The 12,212-nt window shown below is 72.1% G+C and carries 13 protein-coding genes; 3 read left to right on the top strand and 10 right to left on the bottom strand.

What is annotated here, in order from left to right; all coding sequences use genetic code 11:
• Positions 1–16: 16 nt before the first annotated feature.
• On the bottom strand, positions 17–331 hold the full coding sequence (locus EBE87_RS13820) for a cupin domain-containing protein (protein ID WP_120640540.1): 315 nt from the start codon (positions 329–331) through the stop codon (positions 17–19).
• A gap of 27 nt (positions 332–358) precedes the next feature.
• A complete protein-coding gene (locus EBE87_RS13815) occupies positions 359–835 on the bottom strand; it encodes a YcgN family cysteine cluster protein (RefSeq protein WP_120640541.1) in 477 nt (158 codons plus the stop codon).
• A gap of 61 nt (positions 836–896) precedes the next feature.
• Here EBE87_RS13815 and EBE87_RS13810 point away from each other — a divergent pair, with 61 nt between their 5' ends.
• Both EBE87_RS13810 and EBE87_RS13805 read left to right on the top strand, forming a co-directional pair.
• Positions 897–1,367, top strand: a complete 471-nt coding sequence (locus tag EBE87_RS13810; RefSeq protein WP_120640542.1) for an MmcB family DNA repair protein — start codon at positions 897–899, stop codon at positions 1,365–1,367.
• A 218-nt stretch (positions 1,368–1,585) separates the two neighbouring features.
• Positions 1,586–2,650: an aspartate-semialdehyde dehydrogenase gene (locus EBE87_RS13805; RefSeq protein WP_120640543.1), complete on the top strand. Its 1,065-nt coding sequence runs from the start codon at positions 1,586–1,588 to the stop codon at positions 2,648–2,650.
• A 49-nt stretch (positions 2,651–2,699) separates the two neighbouring features.
• On the opposite strand, the gene EBE87_RS13800 is transcribed toward EBE87_RS13805, so the two are convergent.
• From EBE87_RS13800 to mgtE, 4 genes are all read right to left on the bottom strand, one after another.
• The gene (locus tag EBE87_RS13800; protein ID WP_120640544.1) at positions 2,700–2,885 is read right to left on the bottom strand and encodes a tautomerase family protein; all 186 of its coding nucleotides are present in this window, start codon (positions 2,883–2,885) and stop codon (positions 2,700–2,702) included.
• Positions 2,886–2,936: 51 nt separating this feature from the next.
• On the bottom strand, positions 2,937–3,692 hold the full coding sequence (locus tag EBE87_RS13795; RefSeq protein WP_120640545.1) for a sulfite exporter TauE/SafE family protein: 756 nt from the start codon (positions 3,690–3,692) through the stop codon (positions 2,937–2,939).
• Positions 3,693–3,772: 80 nt separating this feature from the next.
• On the bottom strand, positions 3,773–6,079 hold the full coding sequence (locus EBE87_RS13790; protein ID WP_233560100.1) for a heavy metal translocating P-type ATPase: 2,307 nt from the start codon (positions 6,077–6,079) through the stop codon (positions 3,773–3,775).
• 64 nt (positions 6,080–6,143) lie between these two features.
• Entirely contained in the window at positions 6,144–7,514 is a 1,371-nt protein-coding gene (gene mgtE, locus EBE87_RS13785) for a magnesium transporter (RefSeq protein WP_120637944.1), read from the bottom strand.
• A 300-nt stretch (positions 7,515–7,814) separates the two neighbouring features.
• Between mgtE and EBE87_RS13780 the strand changes: the two genes are divergently transcribed.
• A complete protein-coding gene (locus tag EBE87_RS13780) occupies positions 7,815–8,270 on the top strand; it encodes a hypothetical protein (protein WP_120637943.1) in 456 nt (151 codons plus the stop codon).
• On the opposite strand, the gene dgt is transcribed toward EBE87_RS13780, so the two are convergent.
• The 4 genes from dgt to EBE87_RS13760 form a co-directional block, all read right to left on the bottom strand.
• Positions 8,267–9,586: a dGTP triphosphohydrolase gene (gene dgt / locus EBE87_RS13775; protein ID WP_120637948.1), complete on the bottom strand. Its 1,320-nt coding sequence runs from the start codon at positions 9,584–9,586 to the stop codon at positions 8,267–8,269. The genes EBE87_RS13780 and dgt overlap by 4 nt on opposite strands.
• 21 nt (positions 9,587–9,607) lie before the next feature.
• The gene (gene rfaE1, locus EBE87_RS13770; RefSeq protein ID WP_233553165.1) at positions 9,608–11,128 is read right to left on the bottom strand and encodes a D-glycero-beta-D-manno-heptose-7-phosphate kinase; all 1,521 of its coding nucleotides are present in this window, start codon (positions 11,126–11,128) and stop codon (positions 9,608–9,610) included.
• Positions 11,129–11,199: 71 nt separating this feature from the next.
• Positions 11,200–11,898: a metallophosphoesterase gene (locus tag EBE87_RS13765; protein ID WP_120637942.1), complete on the bottom strand. Its 699-nt coding sequence runs from the start codon at positions 11,896–11,898 to the stop codon at positions 11,200–11,202.
• Positions 11,899–11,949: 51 nt separating this feature from the next.
• Positions 11,950–12,204, bottom strand: a complete 255-nt coding sequence (locus EBE87_RS13760) for a hypothetical protein (protein ID WP_120637941.1) — start codon at positions 12,202–12,204, stop codon at positions 11,950–11,952.
• Between the last annotated feature and the right edge of the window lie 8 nt (positions 12,205–12,212).

Raw genomic sequence — 12,212 nt, 5'->3', positions numbered from 1 at the left:
CGCCGCCGGCGCGGGGTCAGCCCGGGCGGGACTTCAGCTCGATCTCGACGAAGCTGAAGGGCTCGGTGCCGGCATTGACCACGTTGTGCTCGGTGCCGGCCGAACGCTCGTAGGAGACGCCGGGGGTGAGCGTGACATCCATGGTCCGGCCCTCGGGCAGTTCGATCAGCATGGTGCCGGCATGCAGCGGCACCACGGCATAGGCGAAGCCATGGCGGTGCCAGCCGGTCTCGGACCCGGGCGGGAAGTCCCAGCGCATCACCCGCATATCCTCATTGTCGATCTGCACGGTGCCGGTGGCGGGCGGGCGGCAGCGAAGCGGTTCTTTCACGCGGACAATCCTTCTTCTGTGGGGAAGCTAGCCGCGCCGGACAGGGCCGGCGGGGATAGGCCAGGTGCCGGGCCATTCGGCCAGGTGATCCTCGAGGTCGCGCGCCTGCCGCTCCGGCACCGCGCGGCCGCGGACCGAGGCGCCGGAACTGTGCACGGTTTCCGGGTCGCCCGAGATCAGCGGGTGCCAGTCCGGCAGGTCCTTGCCCTCCGCTACCAGCCGATAGGCGCAGGAAGGCGGCAGCCAGTCGATCTTGGCCAGCTTCTTGGGCGTCAGCTTCACACAATCGGGCACATGGTCGCGGCGGTTGGGGTAGTCGCGGCACTGGCAGCTCTGCGTATCCAGCAGCCGGCAGGCCACCGTGGTCCAGACCAGCTCCTCGGTATCCTCGTCCCGCAGCTTGTGCAGGCAGCAGCGGCCGCAGCCGTCGCACAGGCTTTCCCACTCCGTGCGGCTCATCCGCGCCAGGGTCTTGGTCTTCCAGAAGGGGAGTTCGTCCGCCATCGGCCTTCCCTACCCCTATAACCCTTGACCGGCCAGGGAACAGAGTGCGAACTAGCCCGCCATGTCCGAACTGCTTCCCCCCGAACGCACGTTGCGCGTCTGCCGCGCGGCTTCCCGCCTCTGCGCGCAGCGGGGCTGGACGGCGGTGCCCGAGGTACCCTTGCCGAACGGCCGGCGCATGGACCTGCTGGCGCTCGACAATGACGGCGGCTTCACCGCGATCGAGGTGAAAAGCTGCGCCCGCGACTTTCAGACCGACAATAAATGGTGGGAATACCGCGACTGGTGCGACCGGCTTTACTTCGCCGTGGACCTGGATTTCCCGCAGGCGCTGATCCCCGAGGATGTCGGCCTGATCGTGGCCGATGAGGGGGAGGCCGCGATCCTGCGCCACCCGGCCGAGCACAAGCTGGCCCCGGCGCGGCGCCGCTCCCTGCTGCTGCGCTACGCGCGGCTCGCGGCCGGGCGGTTGCAGATGCTGGCAGACCCGGCGGGGGCGGCGGAAATGCGCGCGGCGCTGCGGGTGGAATGAGTTGACGGCGCCGCCCCGCCATGCCTAAGCATCCCGCCATGTTCGCGACCCCGATCATCATTAAGCGCATTACCAAGACGACCGCTCCGGCGGGGCGTCCTTCGGTGCTTGCGCGGTGATCGCCACGGCATAAGCACCAGAAGGCCCCGCCGGAGACGGACGGGGCCAGCGCCGGACAGGCGCCCCGTCTCTCCCGGCACAACGGATGAGAGACTTTCATGAGCACCACCCTTGAACCCGCCGCCGAGGCGACCTTCCGCCAGGTGGAAGCCGCCAACCCGGTTGTCGCCATTGTCGGCGCCACCGGCGCCGTGGGCGTCGAGCTGCTGCACTGCCTGGAAGCGCGCGGCTTCCCGCTGTCCCGCCTGAAGCTGCTGGCCTCGCCGCGCTCCGCCGGCAAGACGCTGCCCTTCCGCAGCCAGGACTTGGTGGTCGAGGCGCTGGACGAGGCGAGCTTCGAGGGCGTGGACATCGCGCTCTTCTCGGCCGGCTCCGGCATTTCCAAGCGCTATGCGGCGGCGGCGGTGAAGGCCGGCGCGGTGGTGGTGGACAATTCCTCCGCCTTCCGCATGGACCCCGACGTGCCGCTGGTGGTGCCGGAGGTGAACGCGGCGGCCCTGGCCGGCCACCGTGGCGTCATCGCCAATCCCAACTGCGTCGCCGCCATCGCCACCGTGGCCCTGGCGCCGCTGCACCGCGCGCACCCGATCCGCCGCCTGACCGCCGCCACCTATCAGGCGGCTTCTGGCGCCGGCGCGGCCGCGATGGAGGAACTGCGGGAATCCACCGCCGCCTATCTGCGCGGCGAGAGCTTCGAGCCCAAGGTCCTGCCGCACCCCTATGCCTTCAACCTGTTCAGCCACAACGCCGACATGGATGTCGAGACCGGCTACAACGGGGAGGAGACCAAGGTGGTGGCGGAAACCCGCCGCATCCTGGACGCGCAGGCGCTGCCCATCGGCATCACCTGCATCCGCGTGCCGGTGCTGCGCGCCCATGCCATGGCGCTGACGGTGGAATTCGACGAGGTGGTCTCGCCCGAGGAAGCCCGCGCCCTGCTGGCCAAGGCCCCCGGCCTGCGCCTGGTGGACGACCGCGAGAAGAACCACTTCCCGATGCCCTCCGAGGCCAGCGGCGCCGACGATGTGTTGGTGGGCCGCATCCGCACCGATATCGGCGACCCCTCCGGCCGCTCGCTGGCGCTGTTCGTGGCCGGCGACCAGCTGCTGAAGGGTGCTGCGCTGAACGCCGTGCAGATCGCCGAGCTGCTGCTGAAGCGGTAAGGAAGTAAGGCTGTAAGGGGGCGCCCGCCATGGCGCCCCCGGCCTGTTCTCAGCGGTCGCTGAAGAGCACGCCGCCCTTGGCCTTGGACTCCTTCGAGGATTCCACGATCTGCACGGTGACGGATTCCGGCGGGACGCCGAAGTTCTTCACCATGGCGTCGGTGAGGTCTTTCACCAGCCCGCGCTTCTGATCCACCGTCCGGCCCTCGGCCGCGAAAACCATGATCTCAGGCATGCACGTTCTCCCTGTTATGGGGAAAGGCTAGGCCGGGAATCGGCCGGGCCGCTAGCGCAGCCGGTCCCAGAGCGGCAGGCCGACCACTGCTGCCAGGGCGATCAGCCAGAAGCAGGCGCGGCGGAAGGTGGCGTCGCTGGCGCGGCCGAAGAGCTTGCTGCCGCCCCAGACACCGAAGGCATAGGTCGGCGCCATCAGCAGGGCCAGCAGCAGTACCTCCAGCCCCAGCAGTCCGCCCAGCAGATAGACACCGGCGCTGATCAGCCCGTTGATGCCGAAGAAGAGCATCAGGTTGGCCCGCACCCGCGTGGCCGGGATGGCACCGCCCAGCCAATAGGCCACCACCGGCGGCCCGCCCATCTGCGCCGCGCCGGAGCAGACGCCCGAGGCCCCGCCCACCAGCAGCGAGAGCGGCACCGCCGGCCGCCCATGGTAGCGCCAGCCGGAGGCCAGCAGCCCCAGCATGGCCAGCGCCAGCCCGCAGAAGCCCCAGCGGAGTATCTCCGGGTCCGCCTGGAGCAGCAGCCAGGTGCCGGCGGGGGCACCGACCAAGGCGCCGGCGGCCAGCACCGCCACCTGCCGCCGGTCCGCCTTGCCCCAGGCGGGGGGCAGCAGCGGCAGGGTGGTGAAGTTGTCCACCAGCATCAGCAGCGGCGCCGCCATCTTCGGCCCCAGCGCCGCACTGGCCAGCGGCACAAAGATCAGCGCCGAGCCGAAGCCAGAAAAGCCGCGCGCCAGCCCGGCCAGCAGCGCCGCCCCCAGCGTGGCCAGCAGGGCGGGGAGGGGCGGCAGGCTGGCGAGGAACATGGGAAGGCAGGGCTCCGGTGGCGGGCCAGCCTCGCCGCTGGCCCGCCGCCTGTCCAGGCGGCGGCCGCCCGGCGCTTCCGTTAGGCGGCCTCGGCCACGGGCTGGGCCGGTGCGCTGCTGTCGGAAAGGCTTTCCAGCATCTCCTCCTCCATTACCAGGTGCAGGCTCAGCAGCGCCTCCAGGGCGAAGAGGGTGCGGCGCAGCTCGGGCACCGCCGCCTCCAGCCTCTCCTGCCGCTCCGCCATCCGCAGCAGTATTCCGAACTGCTCCACCAGGCCCTCGATCTCCGCGTGCATGCGGATCAGCGGCGCCATCGAGTCGCGCCCGCCCAGCCGCTCCGCCGCCTCGGGGAAGAGGGATTGTTCCTCCGCGTTCTGGTGCGGCAGCAGCTCCTGCCGGAGCTTCAGCTCCAGCGCCCGGAGCGCCGGCAGCATGTCTGGCTGCGTGCCGATGGCCTCCGCCGCCTCGCGCAGGGTGGTGGTCAACTGGCGCAGCCCGCCATGTTCCCGCAGCCGCTCCGCCAGGCCGGTGCCGGCCGGAAGGCTGGCCGGCACCGCTTCACGCGCGCCCGGCCGCAGGGCCGTCAGGGCGAAGAGGATGGCGAAGATGTCGATGGCTTCCTGCACCACGGCGCCGGCGAGGGGCGTCAGCCACCCGGCGGCGGCGGCGGCCATCGCCAGGCCGGAGAAGCCCATGCCCAGCCCGATGGCCTGCAAGGCGACGCGGCGTGAGCGCATGGCGATGGCGATGGCCTCGGGCACCCGGTCCAGGCGGTCCACCAGCAGCACGACATCCCCGGCCTCGGAGGCCGCCGCTGTGCCATTGGCGCCCATGGCGATGCCCACATCTGCGGCGGCCAGCGCGGGCGCGTCATTGACGCCGTCGCCGACCATCGCCGTCGGTGCCCTGGCCGCCTCGGCCCGCACGCCCGCGATCTTGTCGGCCGGCTCCTGCTCCGCCCGCACCTCGTCGAGGCGGAGCGCACGCCCGATCGGCGCCGCCGCCGCCGCGCGGTCGCCGGTGATCATCACGATGCGGTCTATGCCCAGCGCCCGCAGGTGCCGGATGGCGCGCGGCGCCTCCGGGCGGGGGCGGTCGGCCATCACGAAGACAGCGGCCGCCTGGCCGTCGACAGCCAGCCAGGCGACCGAGGACGCGGCCGTCGCCACATGGGCATTGATGCCGAAGCCCTCCTGCGGCTCCACCCCCGAGCGACGCAGGAAGCCCTCGGAGCCCAGCAGCAGCCGGTGCCCCTCCACCATGCCGGAGATGCCACCGCCCGCCATCTCGGCCACGGCCCCGGGCATCGGTAGCGCGATGCCGCGCGAGGCCGCCGCCGCGACCAGGGCGGAGGAGACGGGATGGGTCGAGGCCTGGGCCAGCGCGGCGGCCCAGCGCAGCGCGGCCTCGCGCCCGATGCGCGGGGCGGCATCCTCGGCGGCCAGGCGCGGCTGGCCCGGCGTCAGGGTGCCGGTCTTGTCGAACAGCACGGTGCGGACGCGCGCCAGCCGTTCCAGCGCGCCGCCGCCCTTCACCACGATGCCGCGCCGCGCCGCCCGCCCGATGCCCGCCACCAGCGCCACCGGGGCGGCCAGGATCAGCGGGCAGGGGGTGGCCACCACCAGCACCGAGAGCGCCCGCACCGGGTCGCCCGTCAGGGCCCAGGCGGCGAAGGCCAGCACGGCGGTGGCGGCGACGAAGCCCAGGGCCCATTGGTCCGCCAGCCGCGTTAGCGGCGCGCGCGCCGCCGCCGCTTGCGCGGTCAGCCGCAGGATGGCGGCGTAGGAACTGGCCGCCGCCTCCCGCTCAGCGCGCAGCCTGAAGGCGCCGCCCGCATTGACCCCGCCGCTGCGGAGCCTGCCGCCCTGGCGGATCTCCACCGGCAGCGGCTCACCGGTCAGCATGCTCTCGTTCAGGATGGCCTCGGCATCCTCCAGCACGCCATCGGCGGGCACGGTGCCGCCCGGCCGGACCAGCAGCAGGTCGCCGGGGCGGATGGCCGAGACCTCGATCTCCTCGATGGCATCGCCGCTGATGCGCGCGGCCCGCCGTGGCGCCCGCGCCATCAGGTCGGTCAGGGCCCGCGTGGCGCGGCCTTCGGCCCAGGCTTCCAGCGCCTCCCCGCCGGATACCATCAAGGCGATCACGGCCGCCGCCGCCGCCTCGCCCAGTGCCACGGCACCCAGGATGGCGGCGAAGGCGATCACGTCGACACCCAGCCGGCCGCCCATCAATGAACGCGCGAAGTTGAGGCCGACATGCAGCGCCGCCGGGGCCGCGGCCGCCGACCAGGCCCAGGCCGCGGCGCGATGGTCGCCCAGCAGGGCCAGCACGCCGCCAATGGCCAGTCCCGCGGTTACCCAGGCAAGGAGCAGATAGCGGCGCATCCCCGTCATCTCCGGACCACGGCGGCCAGCATGACACAAGCCGGCCCGGAACGTGACGGGAGGGCTAGAGCAGCGTTCCCCGCAGCACCATCAGCGCCACGCTGAAATAGATCACCAGCCCCGTCACATCGACCAGCGTGGCGACGAAGGGGGCGGAGGCGCTGGCCGGGTCGAAGCCCAGCCTTTGCAGCGCGAAGGGCAGCATGGAACCGGTGAGCGAGCCGAAGACCACGATGCCCAGCAGCCCCAGCCCCACCGTCAGCGCCACCAGCGCCCAGTGCTCGCCATAGTCGTAGATGCCAAGCTGCTGCCAGAGCGCGATGCGCCCGATGCCCAGCACGCCCAGGATGACCCCCAACGCCAGGCCCGTCGGCACCTCCCGCATCGCCACGCGCCACCAGTCCCGCAGCCGCACCTGCCCCAGCGCCAGGGCACGGATGATCAGCGAAGTGGCCTGGGAGCCGGAATTGCCGCCAGAGGACATGATCAGCGGGATGAAGAGCGTCAGGACGATGGCCTTCTCCAGCTGCGCCTCGAAATGCTGCATGGCGCTGGCGGTCAGCATCTCCCCCAGGAACAGCACGCAGAGCCAGCCGGCGCGGGAGCGCAGCATCTGCCCGAAGCCGAGGCGCAGGTAGGGCTTGTCCACCGCCGCCTCCAGCCCGCCGAAGCGGTGCGCTTCCTCGGTGCCCTGTTCCACCATGGCGTCGATCACGTCGTCCACGGTGACGATGCCCAGCACCTGCCGGCGCGCATCCACCACCGGCACCGCCAGCAGGTCGTGCCGGGCAAAGAGCCGCGCCACCTCACGCCGGTCGGTCTCCGGCGTCACCGTCACCGGCTCCCGCGCCAGGGCGAGGTCCATGACCTTCTGCTCCGGCTCCCCGGTGATCAGGCGGCGGAGCGAGATGGTGCGCACCAGCGCCCGCGTGCGCGGGTCCAGCAGGTAGATGGCATAGACCGTCTCCCGCGTCCGCTCGACCTCGCGGATATGGCGCAGCGCCTCGGCCACCGTGGCGGTGGTGGGCAGCGAGACCAGCTCGGTGGTCATCAGGCTGCCGGCGCTGTGCTCGGGGTAGGAGAGCAGGCGGCGCAGCGTGCCGGCGGGCTCCGGCTCCAGCGGCGCCAGCAGCCGGGCCTGGGCGGCGCGGTCCAGCAGCCGCAGCACGTCGGCGGCGCGGTCCGCTGACATCTCGATGAGGATACTGGCGCTGAGGGCCGCGGGCAGGGCCTGCAGCAGCTCGCCGCTGCGGTTCAGCTCGGGCCGGTCAAAGACCTCGGTGGCGCGCTCCAGCGGCAACTGCGCCAGCGTTTCCGCCGCCACCGCTTCCGGCAGGTCGTTGAGGTATTCCACCAGGTCGGCCACATGCAGCGTGGCCAGGGAATGCGTGTCGCCGCCGGGCGCGGGCGCGGCGGGGGTGATGAGGTCGTGCATGGCTCACCTGTTGCGTCCCGCCGCTGGCGCGGCGCGCGGTGAGCCGACCCTGCCGGATCAGCCCGCGGCGGCCGCGAGCGGCGTGGACAATCGACTGTGACTGTCGCCTGGACTGTCGCTTGGCATGGTGCTTGGGGTTCCTGAAAAGCGGCGCCGGTGGGCCGGAGCACAGCGTTGCCGCATGGCCGGGCTGATGAACCTCCGCCGCCGTGGCGTCAAGCAGGATCGCGCGCCGGGGTTCAACCGGGGCGCCCCAGGCCCTACCTGCCGCCTGCGAGCCTTTTCGCCGAAGGAGAGACGATGCGTTCTGCCTGCCTGACTCCGTTCCTGTTCCTGGCCCTCGCCGCCTGCGGCACCGCGGGTTCCCGCGTTGCCGAGGAGGCGCAGCAGAAGCTGGTGGGGATGCGAACCGACGACCTCCAGGCCTGCGCCGGCATCCCCACGCGCACGAAGCAGTTGGAGGACGGGACGGAGCTGCTGTCCTACGAGCAGAAGAACGGCAATGTCGGCGGGGTGAACGTGACGCTGCCGCTCGTCGGCGGCTTCAACCTGGCCGGCAGCGGCAGCTATTGCCACGCGCTGTTCCGCGTGGCGGAGGGGCGGGTGATCGGGCTGAACTATACCGGCGACAATGACGACCGGGGCGGCGAGAACGGCGTCTGCGCCCCCATCGTGCGCGGCTGCCTGCGCCAGCCGGTGCCGGCCCGCGCGCCTGCTCCGGCCCCGGCGGTGAGCATGGAGCCGGTGGGGCGCTAGAGTCCGCGCAGCCGCGCCGCCAGGTTGGCGGCATAGTCGTCCGTCATGCCGGCCACGAAGTCGATGGCGCAGCGCAGCGTCTCACTGGCGGAGAAGCCGGGGCGGGGGCGGTAGTCCTGCATCAGCACCAGCGCCTGCTGGGCGCGCAGCGGCAGGCGTTCCTCGTTGCCGCCCGCCTGCACGAAGGCGAGGCTGGCTTCCAGGAAGACGCCCAGCGTCTTCTCCAGCACGTCCCGCGCGCCGATCTCGAACTGCACCTTGCGCGGATGCATGTAGAGCGTGTCGCTATTGGCCTGGGCCAGGGCCCGGAAGGGCTCCGCCAGCTCCGGCGGCAGCAGGTCGGTCAGGCCCTTGGCACCACGCAGCGGCTGACCGGCCAGGAAGTCCGCCTGCCGCTGGCAGAAGGCCTCGACGGCCGCGACGATCAACCGCCCCGCCGCCGCCGAGCGCAGCAGCGCGATCTTCTGCGGGATGCCCTCTTCCTCGGCCAGCCGCGCCTCGGTGATGTCGGTCAGCGGCATCACCAGCTCGCGGTAGGTGCGGAAGGGCACGATCTCCAGCTCCACCGCATCTTCCATGTCGGCGAGGCCATAGGTGATGTCGTCCGCCGCTTCCATCAGCCAGACGGCGGGGTGGCGGGGCAGGGGGCCGGCGATGCCGCATTCCCGCAGCACCGTCTCGAAGCCCTCGGCCTCGGTGGCGAAGTGGTTGAACTTCACTCCCGGCGTGCCGCGCCGGGCCGCGCGCGGGTCCGTGGCGGCCCAGGGATACTTGATGAAGGCGCCAAGGCTGGCGAAGGTCAGCCGCAACCCGCCACGCTCCCGGTAGCCGTCCGAGCGGGTGAGGATGCGGAAGCCCTGGGCATTGCCGTCAAAGAAGCCGAGATCGGCATCCAGCTCCAGGCCGCTTCTCGCGCCCGGGCCGGCCAGCCAGTCCTGCATGAAATGGGCGATCACCTCCTCCCCGGCATGGCCGAAGGGCGGGTTGCCGATGTCATGCGCCAGGCACACCGCCTGCACGAGGTAGCCCAGGTCGTCCGGCGTGCGCCCGGCGGCGGCGAAATCCTCCCGCAGCGCGGCGCCGACGCCGAAGCCGATGGAGCGGCCGATGGAGGCCACCTCCAGCGTATGCACCAGCCGGTTCCGCACATGGGCGTTGCCGATCATGGTATGCACCTGCGTCTTCTGCTGCAGCCGCCGGAAGGGGCGGGAGAAGACGATGCGGTCCTGGTCGATCTGGAAGGGGTTGCGCGCGGGGTCGTCCCGCGCCGGCCGGTCCGGAAAGCGCCCGGTGTTGAACAGGGCGCGCCAGTTCATGACACCCGGCGCCATCCCGCCTCAGCCGCGGATGCGGGCCACGGTGGCGGTGGTGGAATTGCCCGGCAGCAGTTCCGCCAGCTTCACCACGCCGCCCCATTCCTGCACCAGCTCGCCGCCCACCACCTGGGCCACGGTGTAGTCGGCGCCCTTCACCAGCACATCGGGGCGCAGCAGGCGGATCAGCTCCACCGGCGTGTCTTCCTCGAAGATCGTGACCAGATCGACGGTGGAAAGGGAGGCCAGCACGGCGGCGCGCGCCGCTTCCGGCTGGATCGGCCGGCTTGGGCCCTTCAGCCGCTTCACGGAGGAATCGGCGTTCAGCCCCACCACCAGCCGGTCGCACCAGCTGCGCGCCTGTTCCAGCAGATGCACATGGCCTGGATGCAGCAGGTCGAAGCAGCCATTGGTGAAGCCGACACGCCAGCCGCGCTGGCGCCAGCGCTCCACCTGCTCGGCGGCGGAAGCGCGGCGCATCACCTTGCGCAGCGTGCCGCGCTCGGGTGTCAGCGCCTCCAGCAGGTCGTTCTCCCGCGCCACGGCGGTGCCGACCTTACCGACCACCAGTCCGCCGGCGATATTGGCCAGCCGTGCCGCCAGCGGCAGCGCCAGCCCGGCCGCGACGCCCGCCGCCAGCACCGCCACCACGGTATCCCCGGCACCGGAGACGTCATGCACCTCCGGCGCCTCGGCCGGGAAATGGTGCAGCGTGTCGCCGTCCAGCAGCGTCATGCCGTCCTCGCTGCGGGTCACCAGCACGGCGCCGAAGCCATGGGCCTCGCGCAGCGCACGGGCGGCGGCGACGATCTCCTCCTCCGTCTCCACCGGCAGGCCGGTGGCCTGGGCCAGCTCGGCCCGGTTGGGGGTGATGATGTCGGCACCCGCGTAGCGGGAATAATCGTGCCCCTTGGGATCCACCACCACGCGGCGGCCGGCGGCGCGGGCGGCGGCGATCAGCCGCGCCGGCACATCGGCGCTCAGCACGCCCTTGTTGTAGTCCGACAGCACCATGACGCTGGTGGCGGCGACCGTATCAGCGGCGATGCGCACCAGCCGGTCCGCCAGCCGCTCATGGATCGGGCGCGCGATCTCGTGGTCGGCCCGCATGACCTGCTGGCCGCTGGCGATGAAGCGCGTCTTGGTGGTGGTGGCGCGGCCGCCCTGCACCAGCAGCCAGGGCTCGACGCCCGGTTGGCCGCCGATCAGCCCGGTCAGGTCGGCACCCGCCTGGTCGTCGCCCACCACGGAGAGGAAGGCCACCGCGGCGCCCAGGGCCGTCAGGTTGCGCACCACGTTGCCGGCGCCGCCGGGCATGGCCACCTCGCGCTCCACGCCCAGGATCGGCACCGGGGCCTCGGGCGAGATGCGCTTGATCTGGCCATAGACGTAGCGGTCGAGCATGGCATCGCCCACCACCAGGACAGAGGCGCGCTTGAGCTGCCGCACCGCCTCGGCCAGATCGGGGCCGGGGGTGTCGGTGACGGGGAATTGTGCGCGATCCGCCGGATTCGCCGGGTCCGCAGGGGGCAAGGGGCCTTGCATCGCCAAGGGCCTAGCGCAGCCCTGGCCCGAGGCGCAAGACAGCCGCGCGCGGATGAGGCCCGCCGCCGCCGTCAGGACGCAGAAAGAAAGCGCAGACCATCGCCTTCCAGCACCAGGCAGGTGAGCGCGCCGCCCCCCACGGCGCCCGTGTCGATGCCGATCCGGTGCGGCCGCACCTCCGGCCGCGGCGCTGGCGTATGGCCATGCACCACCACCATGCCCAGTGGCTCCGGCCAGGACAAAAAGGGCTCGCGGGTCCAGACCAGGTCCGTTTCCGTCTGCGCTTCCAGCGGCTTCCGCGGGTCGATGCCGGCATGGACAAAGAGATAGTCCCCGGCGCGCCAGGAAAGGGCGAGGCCGCACAGGATCTCGCGGTCCCGCTCCGGCACATGGCCGCGATAGGCGGCCAGCGTGGCGCGGCCGCCGTTGAGCTGCCACAGGAACTGCGCCTCGGCCGGGGCGCCGGGGGCCAGGGCATCCAGCATCAGCGCTTCATGATTGCCGCGCAGCGTGACCGACTCCGCGCCCGGGACCGGCGGCGGCCCGGCGATGCGGCGCAGCACCCCGGGGCTGTCCGGCCCACGGTCCACATAGTCGCCCAGATGCACCACGACCGCCCGCGCGGCCGGTGCCGCCGCCCAGTCCGCCGCGATGCTGGCATGGAGGCGGGCCAGCAGGTCGTCACGGCCATGCACATCGCCGATGGCATAGACGCGGAGGCCAGGGGGCAGGCGGCCCGGCGCCGCCTGCAACGGGGGGGAGGAGGACATGCGCGCAACTCAGCAGATTCGCCGCCCCGCCGCACGTCCCCGGGTGTCAGGTCAGCCGGACCAGACGGAATCCGCCTTGCCGTCCTTACCGGACAGCGCGGCCAGCAGCCGCTCGTAGGGATCGCCGCCGCCAGGGGGCAGGGAGAAGATCACCGGCGGCAGCGACTCGGGCAGCGGCGGCAGGGCCATGTTGAGCTCGGCGGCCCAGTCCAGCGCCGGGGGCGGTTCCGGCTCGGCTGCCGGGGACCGGAGGGCGAGGCTCAGGGGCGGCCTCCGGATTTCGGGGGAAAGTGCGGCGAAGGACATTCTGGCCT

Origin of the sequence: Teichococcus wenyumeiae, assembly GCF_003696345.1 — a bacterium.
In the GTDB taxonomy this organism is placed as follows: Bacteria; Pseudomonadota; Alphaproteobacteria; order Acetobacterales; family Acetobacteraceae; genus Pseudoroseomonas; species Pseudoroseomonas wenyumeiae.
Note: the sequence above shows the minus strand (reverse complement) of the source record. Positions and strands in the feature narration are given on the sequence as shown.